Annotated in this window: 13 protein-coding genes, 1 tRNA gene and 1 pseudogene; 10 read left to right on the top strand and 5 right to left on the bottom strand. The window is 72.2% G+C overall.

All coding sequences use genetic code 11. From position 1 onward, the window contains the following. Positions 1-9 precede the first annotated feature (9 nt). Positions 10-1,479 carry an MFS transporter gene (locus GVV04_RS05755; protein ID WP_201752975.1) on the top strand — a complete coding sequence of 490 codons (1,470 nt, stop codon included), beginning with the start codon at positions 10-12 and terminating at the stop codon, positions 1,477-1,479. A gap of 185 nt (positions 1,480-1,664) precedes the next feature. Here the strand turns inward: GVV04_RS05755 and GVV04_RS34725 are convergent, their stop codons facing one another. Then, the gene (locus tag GVV04_RS34725) at positions 1,665-1,913 is read right to left on the bottom strand and encodes a hypothetical protein (RefSeq protein WP_235965933.1); all 249 of its coding nucleotides are present in this window, start codon (positions 1,911-1,913) and stop codon (positions 1,665-1,667) included. Here GVV04_RS34725 and GVV04_RS34720 point away from each other — a divergent pair. From GVV04_RS34720 to GVV04_RS05735, 5 genes and pseudogenes are all read left to right on the top strand, one after another. Beyond that, positions 1,797-2,432, top strand: a pseudogene (locus GVV04_RS34720) (IS4 family transposase); the annotation flags it as partial. The gene GVV04_RS34725 and the pseudogene GVV04_RS34720 overlap by 117 nt on opposite strands. Beyond that, positions 2,359-3,054 carry a transposase gene (locus GVV04_RS33885; RefSeq protein WP_268926238.1) on the top strand — a complete coding sequence of 232 codons (696 nt, stop codon included), beginning with the start codon at positions 2,359-2,361 and terminating at the stop codon, positions 3,052-3,054. The pseudogene GVV04_RS34720 and the gene GVV04_RS33885, both read left to right, overlap by 74 nt. A gap of 149 nt (positions 3,055-3,203) precedes the next feature. Beyond that, positions 3,204-3,767: a SigE family RNA polymerase sigma factor gene (locus tag GVV04_RS05745; protein WP_161685217.1), complete on the top strand. Its 564-nt coding sequence runs from the start codon at positions 3,204-3,206 to the stop codon at positions 3,765-3,767. Next, entirely contained in the window at positions 3,764-5,056 is a 1,293-nt protein-coding gene (locus tag GVV04_RS05740) for a hypothetical protein (RefSeq protein WP_161685215.1), read from the top strand. The genes GVV04_RS05745 and GVV04_RS05740 overlap by 4 nt, the downstream gene beginning before the upstream one ends. Next, positions 5,056-8,430, top strand: a complete 3,375-nt coding sequence (locus tag GVV04_RS05735) for a S8 family serine peptidase (protein WP_235965720.1) — start codon at positions 5,056-5,058, stop codon at positions 8,428-8,430. The genes GVV04_RS05740 and GVV04_RS05735 overlap by 1 nt, the downstream gene beginning before the upstream one ends. An 86-nt stretch (positions 8,431-8,516) precedes the next feature. Here the strand turns inward: GVV04_RS05735 and GVV04_RS05730 are convergent. From GVV04_RS05730 to GVV04_RS05715, 4 genes are all read right to left on the bottom strand, one after another. Then, a tRNA-Arg gene (locus GVV04_RS05730) sits at positions 8,517-8,591 on the bottom strand. 109 nt (positions 8,592-8,700) lie between these two features. Further along, the gene (locus GVV04_RS05725; protein ID WP_161685213.1) at positions 8,701-9,393 is read right to left on the bottom strand and encodes a winged helix-turn-helix domain-containing protein; all 693 of its coding nucleotides are present in this window, start codon (positions 9,391-9,393) and stop codon (positions 8,701-8,703) included. A gap of 218 nt (positions 9,394-9,611) precedes the next feature. Beyond that, on the bottom strand, positions 9,612-10,274 hold the full coding sequence (locus tag GVV04_RS05720; RefSeq protein WP_161685211.1) for a DUF305 domain-containing protein: 663 nt from the start codon (positions 10,272-10,274) through the stop codon (positions 9,612-9,614). Between the two features lie 25 nt (positions 10,275-10,299). Beyond that, a complete protein-coding gene (locus GVV04_RS05715; protein WP_161685209.1) occupies positions 10,300-11,112 on the bottom strand; it encodes a DUF3105 domain-containing protein in 813 nt (270 codons plus the stop codon). 100 nt (positions 11,113-11,212) lie between these two features. Between GVV04_RS05715 and argS the strand changes: the two genes are divergently transcribed. The 4 genes from argS (at position 11,213) to thrC (ending at position 16,770) form a co-directional block, all read left to right on the top strand. Beyond that, entirely contained in the window at positions 11,213-12,877 is a 1,665-nt protein-coding gene (gene argS, locus GVV04_RS05710; protein WP_161685207.1) for an arginine--tRNA ligase, read from the top strand. A gap of 1 nt (position 12,878) precedes the next feature. Next, the gene (gene lysA / locus GVV04_RS05705) at positions 12,879-14,264 is read left to right on the top strand and encodes a diaminopimelate decarboxylase (RefSeq protein ID WP_161685205.1); all 1,386 of its coding nucleotides are present in this window, start codon (positions 12,879-12,881) and stop codon (positions 14,262-14,264) included. Continuing rightward, the gene (locus GVV04_RS05700; protein ID WP_161685203.1) at positions 14,261-15,586 is read left to right on the top strand and encodes a homoserine dehydrogenase; all 1,326 of its coding nucleotides are present in this window, start codon (positions 14,261-14,263) and stop codon (positions 15,584-15,586) included. Before lysA ends, GVV04_RS05700 begins: the two co-directional genes overlap by 4 nt. A gap of 134 nt (positions 15,587-15,720) precedes the next feature. Further along, complete coding sequence (gene thrC, locus GVV04_RS05695; RefSeq protein ID WP_161685201.1) at positions 15,721-16,770, top strand: threonine synthase; 1,050 nt, start codon at positions 15,721-15,723, stop codon at positions 16,768-16,770. Positions 16,771-16,816 lie beyond the last annotated feature (46 nt).

The following is a 16,816-nucleotide window of genomic DNA, read 5'->3' as shown; positions in this document are numbered from 1 at the left end:
CATCCGGTGATGACCCGTTCCGTCCCGCCCCGCTGGCCGGCGCTGCTCGTGCTCTGCGCCGGCAGCCTGATGATCATCTTGGACGGCACCGTCGTCGCGGTGGCGCTGCCGGCGATCCAGCGCGACCTCGGCTTCACCGCGACCGGCCTGGCCTGGGTGGTAAACGCCTACCTGGTCGCCTTCGGCGGGCTGCTGCTGCTCGCCGGGCGCCTCGGCGACCTGCTCGGCCGCCGGCAGGTCTTCCTCGCCGGCGTCGCGCTCTTCACCCTCGCCTCGCTGCTCTGCGCGGTGGCGACCGGGCCGGGGGTGCTGGTCGCCGCCCGTTTCCTCCAGGGCATCGGCGGAGCGCTCACCATGGCGGTCAGCCTCGGCCTGATCGTCCGGCTCTTCCCGGAACCGGCCGAGCGGGGCCGGGCCATCGCCGTCTTCAGCTTCACCGGTGCCGCCGGCGCCTCGCTCGGCATGCTCACCGGGGGAGTGCTCACCGACCTCGTCGGCTGGCCAGCGATCTTCCTGATCAATCTGCCGATCGGGGTGGTGATCCTGTTGGCCGCCGTACGCCTGATCGCGGCCGACCGGGGCCTGGGTCTGCGGGCCGGCCTGGATCTGCTCGGCGCGGTGCTGGTCACCGCCGGCCTGATGGCCACCGTGGTGGCGATCGTCGGCACCGGTGAGCACGGCTGGACGTCGGCCCGCACGCTCGGCGCCGCCGCACTCGCCGCCGTCCTGCTCGGCGGCTTCGTGCTGCGGCAGCGGGCGACCGCCACCCCGTTGTTGCCGCCGAGGGTGCTGCGCACCCCCGACCTGGTGGCCGCCAACGCGGTCCAGTTCCTCATGGTTTCCGCGTTCCTCGGCCTTCAGTTCCTGCTCGCGGTGGAACTCCAGGTGGTCCTCAAGTTCGATGCGGCGGCCACCGGGCTGGCCTTCCTGCCCGCCCCGCTGATGATCGGGGCGGTCTCGATCGGCCTCGCCGGCCGGCTGATGGCCCGGTACGGTGCCCGGGCGGTGCTGCTCACCGGGCTGGCGTCCGCCCTGGTCGCGTTCCTGCTGTTCGCCCGGATACCGGCCGACGGCGGCTACCTGTCCGACGTGCTCCCCGCGATGCTGTTCTTCGGCCTCGCCGGTGGGCTGTCGATGCCGGCCGTGACCACGCTGGCGATGGCCGGAGCCAGCGGGGCCGACGCCGGCCTGGCCTCCGGGCTGGTCAACACCACCCAGCAGGTGGGCGGTGCGCTCGGGGTGGCCGCGCTGGCCACCCTGGCCGCCACCCGCACCGGCGACCTGCGGGGGGCCGGCTGGGCCGAGGTCGCCGCGCTCGCTGCCGGCTACCGGACCGCCTTCGCCGTCGCAGCGGCTCTGGTCACCGCGGCCCTGCTGGTCGCCCTGGCCACCCTGCGCCGCCGGTCGGCCGGACCGACGCCGACGGAGGCCGGCGAGTCGGCCCCGGAGCGGGAGCCGGCCGGCGAACTTGCCCAGTGACCCGGGCGCGACGACCGGCGCGACGCGAGGACGGACCCCGCGTCGCGCCGGTCCACGTCCGGCCTGCGGCCCGCGCTTCTAGTCCCAACGCCGTTCAGTTAGGCGGTTCGGGCGGTGGTCAAGGTGTGTCGCGGGCATGAAAGCAGCGGAGCTCCTGTATAGAGGGTGGTCACTCTAAGACGCCCTCAACACCGGGAGCTCCGCTGCCTGATCAGATTGCCATAACCCATACCAGGACGGTCGCGGCGGGCCGGTTCGCGCCGGGCCATCTGGGTGAGCTGACCCAGCTGGTGCCGTTCGACATGGTCGACGACGCTCTGCAACGCTGCGGCGCGGTCCAGCAGCGGATCCGCCTGCTGCCGGCCCGTGTCGTGGTCTACCTCCTGCTCGCGGCCTGCCTGTTCGCCGATCAGGGCTATATCCAGGTGTGGCATCGGCTGACCGCCGGGTTACGCACATTGGCTCTGACCACTCCCTCGGCCAGCGCGCTGCGTCAGGCCCGCCAGCGACTCGGCGTGGCCCCGATGCGGGCACTGTTCGATCTACTACGCGGCCCGGCCGTCACGACCGCAATGACCGCCGTGACGTGGCGTGGCCTGCTCGTCTGCGCGATCGACGGCACGATGATCAGCGTGGCGGACAGCACGGCGAACCTCGCCGCGCTGACCAAGCAACGCTGCAATCACGGCACCGGCGGCTATCCCACGATCCGCATGCTGGCCTTGGTCTCCTGCGGCACCCGCCACATCATCGACGCGGTGTTCGGATCAGCCAGCACCGGAGAAACCGGATACGCCCCGCAACTGGCCCGCAGCCTACGACCCGGGATGCTGATCCTGGCCGACCGCAACTTCGCCGCCGCCGCACTCCTGCAAAATTTTGCCGCAGCCGGCGCCGACGTTCTCGTGCGCTGCCAAAAGTGGACGCCGTCTACCGGTCCGAGGCCGCCACGACGACGGCTCCCACCAGTCACAGCTCGGCCCGCTCACCGTCCGCGTCATCGACGCCGAGATCACCATCATCGCCAACGGCGTCCGGCAGACCGGCCACTACCGGCTGATCACCACCCTGCTCGACCACCACCGCTATCCCGCCGGCCAACTGATCGCCCTCTACCACCAGCGCTGGGAAATCGAGACGGCCTACCTCGAACTAAAATCGACCATCCTCGACGGCCGGGTCCTGCGTTCACGCACCCCGACCGGGATCGAGCAGGAAATCTACGCCCTGCTCATCACCTACCAAGTACTGCGCACCGCGATGGTCGACGCAACCGACAGCATCGCCGGCACCGACCCCGACCGGGCCAGCTTCACCATCGCCCTGAACACCGCCCGCGACCAGATCGTTCAGGCCGCGAGCGTCATCGCCGGCACCACGATCGACCTGGTCGGCGTCATCGGCCGACAGGTCCTGGCCGGCCTCATGCCCAACCGGCGCGTACGCACCAAAGCACGCATCGTCAAACGCGCCATCAGCAAATACAACGCCCGCGGCCCGAACATCAACCGCACCACCTACCAAGCCACCATCGAAATCAACATCATCACCTTGACACCGGACAGCCAGCCCTAACTGAACGGCGTTGCTTCTAGTCCCGCGCCGTCCCGCGCTCGTCGTACTTGTACTTCTGAATCAAACTGGCCGAATTTTCGGCCCATGCTGTCAACCGACTCCCACGCCGATCCCGATAGAAGGGTGACACCGGAGAGAGGAGTCCCAGTTTGTCGACAGATGATGACCAGGAGTTCGTCGAGTACGTCTCGGCGGCCCTGGGTCGGCTGCGGCGTTCCGCCTATCTGCTCTGTGGGGACGCCCACCGCGGCGACGACATAGTGCAGTCCACCCTGGTCGCGGTCTACCTGCGGTGGTCGAAGGTGAGGGCTGTCGACAACATCGACGGATACGTGCACCGCATTCTGGTACGCCGCTACCTCGACGAGACCCGCCGGTCCTGGGCGCGGGTGCTGTTGGCGTGGCGGATGCCGGAGTCGCCGGCACCGGCGGGCCTGGGCGTCGAGGACGCCGACGCGGTGCGCGCGGCGCTCGGCACGCTGAGCCGGGGGCAGCGCAGTGTGCTGGTACTGCGGTTCTTCTGTGACATGTCCGTGCAGCAGACGGCCGACGCGCTCGGTTGCTCGGTGGGCAGCGTCAAGAGTCAGACATCCCGGGGACTTGCCGCGCTGCGCGGTCTGCTGGGTGCGCAGTGGCTCGACGCCGCACCCGCTCCAGCCCGGCCGGCCCCTTCCGACAACGACCGACTTTTTGCGACAGGGAGTGTGCGATGACCGGCGACACGATGACCGGCGACACGATGACCGGCGACACGATGGGCGGCGACGTGACGAGGAACGATGTCGAGGACCGCGACTCGGCGGCGGTCCGTTCGCTGCTGTCCACAGCGGAGGTCCCGGCCGGCCGGCTGACGTCGGGCGGGCTGCTCGTCCGCGGTCGGCGGGTACGCCGACAGCGCCGTGCGACCGCGACGGTCGCCGGGGTCCTCCTGCTCGGGCTGGCCACCGTCGGCGGGATCGGGCTGGTCGACCCGGGATCGGCCGACCCGGTCGCTCAGCCTGCGTCGCTGCCCCTACTGCCCGGGACTGCGGCCCGGCCCGCCGGGTGCGCCGTCGAGGCGCTGGCGTTGCCGGGCCGGGCGACGTCCGGCCAGGTGAACGACGGGTCACCGAGCGGCCGGTACCTGGTCGGCTTCACCGCGGCCGGCGGGTCACTGGCTACGCCGGTCCGCTGGGACGGGACGAAGGCGGCGAGTATCAAGATCAACGGCATCGGCGAGGCCCACGGAGTGAACGACAGCGGGATGGTGGTCGGCGAGGGTCAGCGCACATCCGGGGGGTCGTTCGCCTGGGCGTACGTCGGGGGCAAGGTGGTCGAACTGCCGGTTCCACCGGGTTACAGCGGTGCGGAGGCGAACGCGGTCAATTCCCGAGGAGACGTGACCGGCGTGTTGTTCACGTCCAATCGGACGGTGGCCGTGGTCTGGCGTGGCGTCGGCGCGACCCCCCGGGCGGACGTGCTGACCGCACCGCGCGGGGCGATGGCCTCCGGCATCTCCGACGCCGGTGTCGTGGTCGGTGCGCTGGAGGACGGCAGCAACAGTGTCCCCTATCAGTGGGACGCCAACGGGCAGGGCAGCCAGCTGGCCGGTCTGGCGGGAATGGTGGGCGGTGCCGCGCACGGAGTGCGCGGCGGTTGGGCGTACGGCCTGCTGTCCCGCGATCCGAAGGACGTATCGGCGACGCTGGACCGGAAGACGGCCCGGCGCCCGATCGTGGTCGGTTCGAGCGAGTCGGTGCTGTGGAACCTCGCGACCGGCCAGGCCACCGCGCTGGAGGACCGCCGGATCGAGGCCGTCAACCCCCGAGGTGAGGCGGTGGTCAATCACACCGCCGATCGGACCGCCGCGCTGCGGGATCCGGCCGGAACCGTTCGTGAACTTCCCGGCCTCGCCAGCGGGGCACACGTGTACGCGTACGCGCTGAACGACGCCGGCACGCTCGCCGCCGGTACCAGCGGTTCCGCAGCGGTCCGCTGGCAGTGTGCGAAGGGAAACAACTGATGCGCATCCGCCGACAACCGGTTGCCGGCGGACTGGGCCTGGTCGTGGCCGTCCTGGCCGCCGCACCGTTCACGCCGGGCGGCGCCAGTGCCGCAGCGGCGGGCGGTCAGCCTGTCGCCGTACGGCCGGACCTCGCCGCCGCGTCGCCGCCGGCACGGACCGCGTCGAAGGAACTGGCCCGGACGGTCACCCTGCTCACCGGAGACCGGGTCACCGTGTACGGCGCGGACCAGGCCCGGTGGTCGGTCGCCCGGGGCCCCGGGCGGGAGAACGTCACCTTCCAGGGCAGCAGAGTGGGCGACCACCTGCGGTTGGTGCCGAGCGACGCGGTCGGCCCGCTGCGCGCCGGCCTGCTGGACCGCCGGCTGTTCGACATCACCACGCTGCTCGACAGCGGGTACGACGACCGGCGCTCCGACCTGCCGCTGATCGTGACGTACGCCGACGCCGACGCTGCCCGGACCGCCCGGGCCGGCGCCGGGGCTCGGGTGGTCCGCGCCCTGCCCGGCCGGGCCACCTTCGCGGTACGCGCGAAGCGGAGCGACGCCGGCACGTTCTGGCGAAGCCTGGGCACCGGCGCCCAGGGATTCGCCCCGACCGGTGGGGTCCGGAAGGTGTGGCTGGACGGCCTCCGTAAACCGTCGCTGGCCACCAGCGTGCCGCAGATCGGCGCGCCGGCGGCCTGGCAGGCCGGCTACACCGGGGCGGGGGTGACGGTGGCGGTCCTGGACAGCGGGATCGACGTCGCCCATCCGGACCTGGCCGGCCGGGTCGTGGCGAGCGAGAACTTCACCGAGGGCCTTGAGGACGACCGTGACCTGGTGGGACACGGCACCCACGTGGCGTCCACGGTGGCCGGCAGCGGAGCCGCCTCGGACGGGCGCAACCGGGGAGTCGCCCCGGACGCCTCGCTGGTCAGCGGCAAGGTCTGCGCCGTGTATGGCTGCTTCGAGTCGTGGATCATGGCCGGGATGCAGTGGGCCGTCACCGAGCGGCACGCGAAGGTCGTCAACCTCAGCCTCGGTGGCCCGGACGGTCCGGAGACCGATCCGCTGGAGCAGACGGTGGCCGAGCTGAGTGCCCGGTACGGCACCCTCTTCGTGGTCGCCGCCGGCAATGAGGGCGCGGATGCGTCGGTCGGCTCACCGGCCAGCGCCCCGGCCGCGCTGGCCGTCGGCGCGGTCGACCGGACCGACGCGCTCGCGAGGTTCTCCAGCCGGGGACCGGGGATCGGTGACGCCGCGGTGAAACCCGACCTGACCGCCCCGGGAGTGGACATCACCGCGGCGCGTGGTGCGGACGCCGGGTTCGGCAGTCCGGGCGAGGCCTATGTCGCCCTCTCGGGTACCTCGATGGCGAGCCCACACGTGGCCGGCGCGGCGGCGCTACTGGCGCAGCAGCATCCGGACTGGTCCGGCGAACGACTCAAGGCCACGTTGATGGCCGCTGCGGTCCGCTCGACCCAGATCGGGATCTTCGGGCAGGGCGCCGGCCGGGTGGACCTGGGCCGGGCGCTCCACCAGTCGGTCACGGTGACCCCGCCCAGCGTGGCGCTCGGGTCACACCGGTGGCCGCACGGCGACGACGAACCGGTGGTCGAGACCGTCACCTACCACAACAGCGGCGACCAACCGGTGCAGTTGGAGTTGGCGGTGCAGGCCACCGGACCGGCCGGCGCGCCGGCCCCGGCCGGGATGTTCACCCTGGGCGCCAGTCGGCTCACCGTACCGGCCGGCGGGGACGCGCGGACCACGGTGACCGCGGACACCCGGCTGGGCACCCAGGACGGCAACTACGCCGGCTACCTGCTGGCCACCGCCGGGAACCTGGTGGTGAACACCCCGATCTCGGTCGGCCGGGAGGTCGAGAGCTACGACCTGACCCTGGTGCACACCGGCCGGGACGGGGCACCGGCCACCGACGTCCAGCCGGCGGTGTTCCGGATCGACGGCGAGACCACGGAAATCGCGGTGCCCGCCAACGGCCGGCTGCGGCTGCCCCGTGGCAGGTACCTGGTCTACACCTGGATCTACGGCCCGGACGGCGAGTGGACCCACCTGGTGTGGCCCCGGCTGGAGCTGACCGGGGACCAGACCGTCAACTTGGATGCCCGGCTGGGCAGACCACTCCAGGTGACCGTGCCCGACCCGACGGCCGGCTCGATCCTGGCCGAGCTGATCGCGGCCATCCCGACCGGGGACAACCTCGGCGTCGCCACGTTGTCGTTCGGTGACTCGTTCGATGGGATGTACAGCGCGCAGCTCGGTCCGGTGGACCCGCTGGACGGCGTCTGGGCGAAGATCGGCAGCCAGTGGGCCAAGGGGGGCGTCGACGGGAGATTGAACAGCCCGTACGGCTACCGCCTGGCCTGGTACGAGCGGGGTCGGCTGCCCACCGGGTTCACCCGGAACGTGCGCCCCGACGACCTCGCCACGGTGCGGCACTCGTACGCCAACTCCGCTCCGGGGCTGCGGGGTCGGTTCAGTGCGATCGCGGCGGCGGACGATCTGCCCAGCGGTGGATTCCTCATCGACATCGGCTTCGCGCTGCCCACCACCCGGACCGAGTACTACCTCGCGGGAAACGGGTTGACCTGGCAGAACGGCTTTTCCGAACAGAGCGAGGACAACAAGCATCTGCTGACCTCGCTGTGGGGGGTGAGTCGCTACCGGGCGGGCTGTGCCTACCAGGAGAGCTGGAACCGGGGTGTGCTCGGTCCGGCCTTCTTCGGCCTCGACGATCCCGACCGCGAGCCGAAGGAGGTGGCCCGGATCGGCGACACCATCCACACCTACCTGTCGCTGTACTCGGACGCGGCGGACCGGTTCGGGCTCGGGCAGGAGGCCGACTACACCACCTCGCTGCACCGGGACGGGGTGCTGGTCGGCACGGCGAACGGCTGGGAGAGCAGCTTCAACGTCCCGGCCGCCGAGGCGGGCTACCGGCTCCGGTTCGAGGCCCAGCGTGCCGCACCGGCCAGCCTGGCCACCCGCACCACCGTCGAATGGACCTTCCGGTCCGGCGCCAACGGCAGCGGCAACACCATGCTGCCGGTTTCGGTGGTGCGGTTCGCGCCACGGCTCGACGAGGTCAACGCGGCACCCGCCGGGGCCACGGTCCGGTTCCCGGTGACGGTGCTCCGGCAGCCCGGCTCGGCCGCCGGAGCGGTCCGGGCGCTCAACGTCGACGTGTCGTACGACGACGGGCAGACCTGGCAGCGGGCGGAGCTGAAGCGTTCCGGTAACGGCGGGACGCTCACCCTGCGCCATCCGGCGTCCGCCGGGTACGTGTCGCTGCGGGCCAGGGCGACGGACAGCGCCGGCAACACCGTGGACCAGACGATCATGCGGGCGTACCGGCTGGCTGAGGGGTGATCAAGATCTTCTGACGGCCGGACACACGATTAAGGCCCCTGACCCGGATCTTCCCTGGTCAGGGGCCTTTTCGTGCTGGTTGACTCTGGTGCCCCCGGCAGGATTCGAACCTGCGCCACCGCCTCCGGAGGGCGGTGCTCTATCCCCTGAGCTACGGGGGCTCAGCGACTGGAGAAGACTAGCAAACGTCCCCGACGATCGCCGAATCGGTATCGGTGATCGACTTCGTGTCGCCGACGTGGCGGTGCTGGTCGCCCGGTTGGCCAGCCGTCAGGCGGCGGCCACGCGCCCGCAGCTCGGCAGCGGGTGCAACGCGATCCGCCGGGGGAGCCGGCGCGGCCACTCGTTCTTCGGCCAGGAGCCGTCGACGATGAGGTGCACGGGCCGCTCCTCGACCCCGCTGAGCCGCAGCACGAAGTCCCGGGGCAGCGGCGGGTCGACCGACGGGGTGGTCACCATGAACCGGACCCGCCCCCGCGACGAGACGGCGGAGACCACGTCGGCCGCCGGCATCGTCCCGCGCAGCCGGACCCGGCCGAGCCAGTAGACCTCGGCCAGGTGCTCCTGGGCGGCCCGGGTGATCGCCGGGTACTCGCTGCGCACCCAGCGCTCGACCGCGCCGGCGCAGAGCCCGCAGGCGCGCTCGCGCGGCTCGCGCGGCCCCAACCCCCAGGCCCGCAGGTACGCCCCGACGGCGCCGACGTCCATCGCCGGGTCGAACCGGCGCTGGACGAGCGCGGTGAGGCTCTGCCGCGTCCACAGCTCCTCGTCCAGGCCGAACTCGTCGGGGTGGACGCCCCGCAGGACGTCGATCAGTTCCAGCTCCTGTTCGCGGCTGAGCGTTCCCGGCTCGCCCTGCCGCTGTCCGCGACGAACGGCTGCCACCGTTCCGTCACCGCCGATGGTGTGGCGCCGGCACCAGCTGGTGACCGAGCGCCCTGCGTCTCTGAGTGCAACCCCCACGTCCTGCGCAACGAGCCCGAATCGCTACTGGTCACGATATGTAGGTAGAAAAGTCCACCAACCGCAGCATTTGGGCGTCAAGCCGTCAAACCGGCTAATCGGACAGAGGCTCGGGGGCAGGTGGACAAGGGCTCAGGGGAGAGGCGGGTGGACGACGGAAGGCCCGCACCCCACCTTGCTGGCGGGACGCGGGCCTTCCAAGTCGTGCGCGGGTTGCCTCAGCCCTTGAGTCGGGCGAGGGCGGCCCTGAGGTTCGTGAGGTCCGTCTGCTGGGTGTTCTTCATGGTCTGGGCGGTGCGCACGACGTCGGGCTGGTCGCTGACATCGAGGATGCCGTCGATCATGTGGATGCCGCCGGTGTGGTGCCGGATCATCAGCTCCACGAACAGGACGTCCAGCTCCCTGCCTTGGGCGGCGCGCAGCCTCGCCAACTCCTCCGGGGTGGCCATCCCCGGCATCAGCCCGTCGCGCACCGTGTCCTCGCCGTCCGGCATCCATGCCATCCGGGGCTGCGACCCGGTCGGGTCGAGGCCCCAGGAGCGCAGCCACGCCTGCATGGCACCGAGCTCGCCCTGCTGGCCGGTGGCGATGTCGCCGCCGATGCTGACCACCTCGGGGTCGGTGCCGCGCTGGAACGCGATCAGCCCCATCTCCACCGCCTGGGCGTGGTGACTGGTCATGTCCCGGGCGAAGCCCGCCTCCGCCGAGGCGTCACCCGGGCGGGTGAGCCTCGGCGTGAGCAGGCCGCCCGCGTACCCGAGGAGGAGACCGACCACGACGGCGGCGGCGACCACCAGGACGCCGAACCGGCGCCCGGCCGGCCGGCCATCGTCCACCGGGCCATCCGCCAGGTCGCGGTCCGTCGTCGTGGGTGCGGTCATCGGGTCCCCGTCCTCGCTGTCCGGATCACTGGGTGGGCATCTGGTTGCCGTCACGCGGCGTGGTGCCGGTGGCGGTGATGCCCGTGGCGCAGTTGGCGGTCGGGCCCTCGATCGAGGCGTTCACCCGCAGCGTCTTGATGAACTCGTCGATCCGGCTGTCGTCGGCCTTGTCGACCTTGAGCTGGTATCCCCAGGTCTGGAGGGAGATCGGCTTGTCCAGCCCCTCGTACGGGCTGAGCATCATCTTCTCCTTGCCCGCGACCTTGTCCTTGAGCTTCGCCACCTGGTCGGCGGGCAGGTCGGGGCGGTAGGTGATCCACACCGCGCCGTGCTCCAGGCTGTGCACCGCGTGCTCGTTGGCGATCGGCGCGTCGTAGACGTCGCCCATGCAGTTCTGCCAGGACGCGTTGTGCGGGCCGGCCACCGGCGGGGCCTGCGCGTACTTGAGTGAGCCCTGCTGGTGGTTGCTGCCCTTCACCAGCTCCGGGTCCTTGTCGCGGAAGTTGACGATGCCGCTGATGTCGTCGGCCCGCTTCTCCCACGACTTCGAACCCTGGAAGGTGGCCCATGCGCCGAAGCCGATGATCGCCACGGCGAGCACGCCGACCGCGGCGAACAGCGCGATCGGCCCCCAGGACCGGCCCTGGCTGACCTTCACCGGGGCGATCGGCTTGCGGGGGCCCTTGCCCTTGCCGCCGGCTGCGGGGCGTGGGCTGTCGCCCGTCGACTTGCCGGCCCCGGGCTTGGCGCCGGACGCGGGCCGGCCCGCCGCCGGCTTCTTGCCGGTGGTGACCACGGTCGGACGGCGCTCTGGGCCGCCCGGGGTGCTGATGCTCATCGTGCCTCGTCAGGTCGGTCGGTCAGGGTGGGTGGCGGGCCGGAATTCACGCGCAGGGTCGCCGCCGAGTGCCCGAGTCTACCCCCGATAACATGGTTCGGTGACTCCCGCAGAACTGGCCGACGCCGTCCTCTCCGCAGCCCATGCCGTCTTCGTCGACCGGGGCCTGGACCGCGCGGCGCTCCCGGAGCGCACGGCCGTCGAGCGACCGCGCAATCCCGAGCACGGTGACTACGCCTCGACGCTCGCCCTCCAGCTGAGCAAGAAGGTGGGCGTGCCCCCGCGCGAGCTGGCCGCGGAGCTGGCCGAACAGCTCGGCCGGGCCGCCGGGGTCAAGTCGGTGGAGATCGCCGGCCCGGGCTTCCTCAACATCCGGCTCGACGCGGCCGCCGCCGGCCAGCTCGCCCGGGCGATCGTCGAGGCCGGCCCGGCCTACGGGCGGGGCGACGCGCTCGCCGGCCAGCGGCTCAACCTGGAGTTCGTCTCGGCCAACCCGACCGGCCCGGTGCACATCGGCGGGGTCCGCTGGGCCGCCGTCGGCGACGCGCTCAGCCGGCTGCTGCGCGCCACCGGCGCCGAGGTCGGCACGGAGTACTACTTCAACGACGCCGGTTCCCAGATCGACCGGTTCGCCCGGTCCCTGCTCGCCGTCGCGAAGGGCGAGCCCGCCCCGGAGGACGGCTACGGCGGCGCGTACATCGCGGAGATCGCCAACGAGGTGCGCGCCCGCCGGCCCGACGTGCTGGAGCTGGACGACGGCGCCGCCCGGGAGGTGTTCCGGGTCGAGGGCGTGCAGCTCATGTTCGTCGAGATCAAGTCCTCGCTGCGCGAGTTCGGGGTGGAGTTCGACACCTACTTCAACGAGAAGGACCTGCACGACCGGGGCGAGCTGGACCAGGCCCTCGCCCGGCTGCGGGAGCAGGGTCACGTCTTCGAGACCGACGGGGCCGTCTGGCTGCGCACCACGGACTTCGGCGACGACAAGGACCGGGTGCTGCGCAAGTCCAACGGCGAGTGGACGTACTTCGCCGCCGACTGCGCGTACTACCTCGACAAACGCGAGCGCGGCTTCGACCGCGTGGTGATCATGCTGGGCGCCGACCACCACGGCTACATCGGCCGGATGAGGGCGATGGCCGCCTGCTTCGGCGACGACCCGGACACCACCCTGGAGATCCTGATCGGCCAGCTCGTCAACCTGGTCCGCGACGGCGCGCCGGTGCGGATGAGCAAACGCGCCGGCACCGTGGTCAACCTGGAGGACCTGGTCGACGCGATCGGCATCGACGCCTCCCGGTACGCGCTGGCCCGCTACTCCAGCGACTCGCCGATCGACATCGACGTCGAGCTGTGGACCCGGGCCACCCGGGACAACCCGGTCTACTACGTGCAGTACGTGGCGGCCCGCACGGCCAGCGTGGGCCGCCACGCCGCCGAGGTGGGGCTGACCCGGGGCGACGCCGACGCGTTCCGCCCCGAGCTGCTCGCCCACGAGAAGGAGAACGAGCTGCTCAAGGCGCTCGCCGAGTTCCCCGCCGTGGTCGCCTCCGCCGCCGAGCTGCGCGAGCCGCACCGGGTGGCCCGGTACCTGGAGGGGCTGGCCGGGGCGTACCACCGGTTCTACGACAACTGCCGGATCCTGCCGCGCGGCGACGAGGAGATCACCGACCTGCACCGGGCCCGGCTCTGGCTCAACGACGCCACCCGCACGGTGATCGCCAACGGCCTGCGCCTGCTCGGCGTCTCCGCGCCCGAGAGGATGTGACATGCGCGCTCACGAGGCCGGTGCGCTGCATGGCGACATCGGCAACCGGGGGCCGGCCTGGCTGCGTACCCCGGTCGACGTCAACGCCCTGGTGCCGCAGCTCTGGCCGCGCACCGCGACCCGGGCCGCCGACGGCGCGCTCGCCGTCGGCGGGCTCGGCGTCCGGGAGATCGCGGCCGAGTTCGGCACCCCGGTGTACGTCCTCGACGAGGACGACCTGCGCTCGCGCTGCCGGGACTTCCGGGCCGCCTTCGCCGACGCCGACGTCTACTACGCCGGCAAGGCGTTCCTCTGCCGGGCCGTGGTGCGGATGATCGCCGAGGAGGGCCTGCACCTCGACGTCTGCACCGGCGGCGAGCTGGCCACCGCGCTGTCCGCCGGGATGCCCCCGGAGCGGATCGGCTTCCACGGCAACAACAAGTCCATGGCCGAGCTGACCCGGGCCCTGGACGCGGGCGTGGGGCGGATCGTCCTCGACTCGTTCACCGAGATCGACCGGCTCACCGCGCTGGCCCGGGAGCGCGGGGTCCGCCCCGGGGTGCTGATCCGGGTCACCGTCGGCGTGGAGGCGCACACCCACGAGTTCATCGCCACCGCCCACGAGGACCAGAAGTTCGGCTTCTCCCTCTCGGGCGGGGCCGCCGCCGCGGCCGCGTTCAAGATCCTCGACGAGGACGTGCTCGACCTGCGCGGCCTGCACTCGCACATCGGCTCGCAGATCTTCGACGCCAACGGCTTCGAGGTCTCCGCCCGGCGGGTGCTCGCCCTCCAGGCGCAGATCCGCGACGCCCGGGGCGTCGAGCTGCCCGAGCTGGACCTGGGCGGCGGGTTCGGCATCGCGTACACCACCCAGGACGACCCGTCCGCCCCGCAGGAGCTGGCCAAGCGGCTTCGCAAGATCGTCGACGGCGAGTGCGCGGCCGAGCGGCTGGCCGTGCCGCACCTGTCCATCGAGCCGGGCCGGGCGATCGTCGGCCCGGCCGTGTTCACGCTCTACGAGGTCGGCACGGTCAAGGACGTCGACGGGATCCGGACGTACGTGAGCGTGGACGGGGGGATGAGCGACAACATCCGTACCGCCCTCTACGACGCGTCGTACTCGGCGACGCTGGCCTCCCGGGCCTCGGCCGCGCCGCCGCTGCTCGCCCGCGTGGTGGGAAAGCATTGTGAGTCCGGGGACATCGTGGTGAAGGATGAATTCCTGCCCGCCGACGTGCAGCCCGGAGATCTTGTCGCAGTGCCCGGCACTGGCGCCTACTGCCGGAGCATGGCCAGCAACTACAACCACGTGCCCCGCCCCCCGGTGGTCGCGGTACGCGACGGCCGGGCCCGGCTGATCGTCCGGCGGGAGACGGAAGAAGACCTGCTCGCATTGGATGTCGGATGACCTCACCTGTTCGCTTGGCGCTGCTCGGCTGCGGAACGGTCGGCAGCGAGGTGGTACGGCTGCTGCACGAGCAGTCGACCGACCTCGCCGCCCGGATCGGTGCGCCCCTGGAGATCGTCGGGATCGCCGTCCGCCGGCTCGGCCGGGACCGTGGCGCCCTGCCGGTCGACGATGCGCTGTTCACCACCGACGCGCTCGGCCTGATCAAGCGCGACGACGTCGACGTGGTGATCGAGGTGGTCGGCGGGATCGAGCCGGCCCGGGGCTGGCTGGTCGAGGCGCTGCGGGCCGGCAAGAGCGTGGTCACCGCCAACAAGGCGCTGCTCGCCGAGGACGGCGCGGCGCTGCACGACGCGGCGGCCGAAGGTGGGGCGGACCTCTACTACGAGGCGTCGGTGGCCGGGGCGATCCCGCTGCTACGCCCGCTGCGCGACTCGCTGCACGGCGACCGGGTCAACCGGGTCACCGGCATCGTCAACGGCACCACCAACTTCATCCTCTCCGCGATGGACGCCACCGGGGCCGGCTTCGCCGAGGCGCTGGAGGAGGCCACCGAGCTGGGCTACGCGGAGGCCGACCCGACGGCCGACGTGGAGGGCTTCGACGCGGCGGCCAAGGCGGCCATCCTCGCCTCGCTGGCGTTCCACACCCGGATCACCGCCGCGGACGTGTACCGCGAGGGGATCACCGAGGTCACCGCCGCCGACGTGGCCAGCGCCAAGGCGATGGGCTGCACGATCAAGCTGCTGTGCATCGCCGCCCGGGGCCGGGACGCCGCCGGGGCCGACACGGTCAGCGTCCGGGTGCACCCCGCGATGATCCCGCTGACCCACCCGCTGGCGAGCGTCGGCGACGCGTTCAACGCCGTCTTCGTCGAGGCCGAGGCGGCCGGGCAGCTGATGTTCTACGGCCGGGGCGCGGGCGGCGCGCCGACGGCCAGCGCCGTGCTCGGCGACGTGGTGGCGGTGGCCCGCAACCGGCTGGCCGGGGTGCGCGCGGCCAGCGAGTCCGCGTACGCCGACCTGGCGGTGCGGCCGATGGGGGAGGCGCTGACCCGCTACCACGTCAGCCTCGACGTGGCCGACCGTCCCGGCGTGCTGGCGTCGGTGGCCGGGGTGTTCGCCCGGCACGACGTGTCCATCGCCACCGTCCGGCAGGGCTCGGCGGGCGGTGGCCGTCCCGGCTCCGGCGACGACGCCGAGCTGGTCATCGTCACCCACGTGGCGCCGGACGCCGCGCTCGCCGCCACCGTGGGGGAGCTGCACGGGCTGGACATCGTCCGGTCGGTGACGAGCGTGCTGCGGGTCGAGGGCGAGGCCTGAGGAGTCCGGTCCGCGTTCGCGTCTCGCCTGGTGGTTATGCGTGGGTGCGGCGGGCGCGGGTCGGGAAGGCTGGGCCACGCTGGAGGTGTCCCCGGCGCGGCGCGGCGGGGCGGGTCAGAGGCGAGGAGAGCGACATGTGGCGGGGTCTGATCGAGACGTACCGGGACCGGCTGCCGGTCACCGACGCCACTCCTGTCGTCACCCTGCACGAGGGGAACACCCCGCTGCTGCCCGCGCCGGTGCTCTCCGCCCGGCTCGGCTGCGACGTCCACCTCAAGGTCGAGGGGGCCAACCCGACCGGCTCGTTCAAGGACCGCGGCATGACCCTCGCGGTCTCCAAGGCCGTCGAGCACGGCGACAAGGCGATCATCTGCGCCTCGACCGGCAACACCAGCGCCTCCGCCGCCGCGTACGCGGCCCGCGCCGGGATCACCTGTGCGGTGCTGGTGCCGCAGGGCAAGATCGCCCTCGGCAAGCTGGCCCAGGCGCTGGTGCACGGCGCGAGGCTGCTCCAGGTCCACGGCAACTTCGACGACTGCCTCGCGCTGGCCGCCAAGCTCGCCCAGGACTACCCGGTCGCGCTGGTCAACTCGGTCAACCCGGACCGGCTGCACGGGCAGAAGACCGCCGCGTTCGAGATCGTCGAGGCGCTCGGCGACGCCCCCGACATCCACTGCCTGCCGGTCGGCAACGCCGGCAACATCTCCGCGTACTGGATGGGGTACTCGGAGGACCTGCGCGACGGCAACGCCACGAAGGCCCCGAAGATGTACGGCTTCCAGGCCGCCGGGGCGGCGCCGATCGTCAGCGGCCAGGTGGTGCGCGAGCCGTCCACCATCGCCACCGCCATCCGGATCGGCAACCCGGCGAGCTGGACCAAGGCCGTCGACGCCCGGGACGCCTCCGGGGGGCTGATCGCCGCCGTCTCCGACCGGGAGATCCTGGCCGCGTACCGGCTGCTCGCCCGCGAGGTCGGGGTCTTCGTCGAGTTGGGCAGCGCGGCCAGCGTCGCCGGGCTGCTCCAGCAGGCCGACGCCGGCAAGGTCCCGGCCGGCGCCACGGTCGTCTGCACGGTCACCGGCCACGGCCTCAAGGACCCGGAGTGGGCGATCTCCACCGCTCCCGCGCCGATCACCATCGCCAACGACCCGCTCGCCGCCGCCCGGTCCCTCGACCTGGCCTGACGGCCCGCCGACGTTCCCCAGGTCACCCCGGGGCGGGCTCGCCGGC

The organism is Micromonospora rubida (assembly GCF_009908295.1).
Lineage (GTDB): Bacteria > Actinomycetota > Actinomycetes > Mycobacteriales > Micromonosporaceae > Micromonospora > Micromonospora rubida.
The sequence above is the reverse complement of the archived record's forward strand: the minus strand, read 5'-3'. Positions and strand labels throughout refer to the sequence as shown.

Excerpts from the sequence above, each read along its gene's own strand:
- thrC (WP_161685201.1), top strand. The coding sequence starts at position 15,721 with ATGTGGCGGGGTCTGATCGAGACGTACCGGGACCGGCTGCCGGTCACC.
- GVV04_RS05715 (WP_161685209.1), bottom strand. The coding sequence starts at position 11,112 with ATGAGCATCAGCACCCCGGGCGGCCCAGAGCGCCGTCCGACCGTGGTC.
- GVV04_RS05720 (WP_161685211.1), bottom strand. The coding sequence starts at position 10,274 with ATGACCGCACCCACGACGACGGACCGCGACCTGGCGGATGGCCCGGTG.
- GVV04_RS05700 (WP_161685203.1), top strand. The coding sequence starts at position 14,261 with ATGACCTCACCTGTTCGCTTGGCGCTGCTCGGCTGCGGAACGGTCGGC.
- GVV04_RS05755 (WP_201752975.1), top strand. The coding sequence starts at position 10 with ATGACCCGTTCCGTCCCGCCCCGCTGGCCGGCGCTGCTCGTGCTCTGC.
- GVV04_RS05740 (WP_161685215.1), top strand. The coding sequence starts at position 3,764 with ATGACCGGCGACACGATGACCGGCGACACGATGACCGGCGACACGATG.
- GVV04_RS34725 (WP_235965933.1), bottom strand. The coding sequence starts at position 1,913 with ATGCCACACCTGGATATAGCCCTGATCGGCGAACAGGCAGGCCGCGAG.
- GVV04_RS05735 (WP_235965720.1), top strand. The coding sequence starts at position 5,056 with ATGCGCATCCGCCGACAACCGGTTGCCGGCGGACTGGGCCTGGTCGTG.
- lysA (WP_161685205.1), top strand. The coding sequence starts at position 12,879 with ATGCGCGCTCACGAGGCCGGTGCGCTGCATGGCGACATCGGCAACCGG.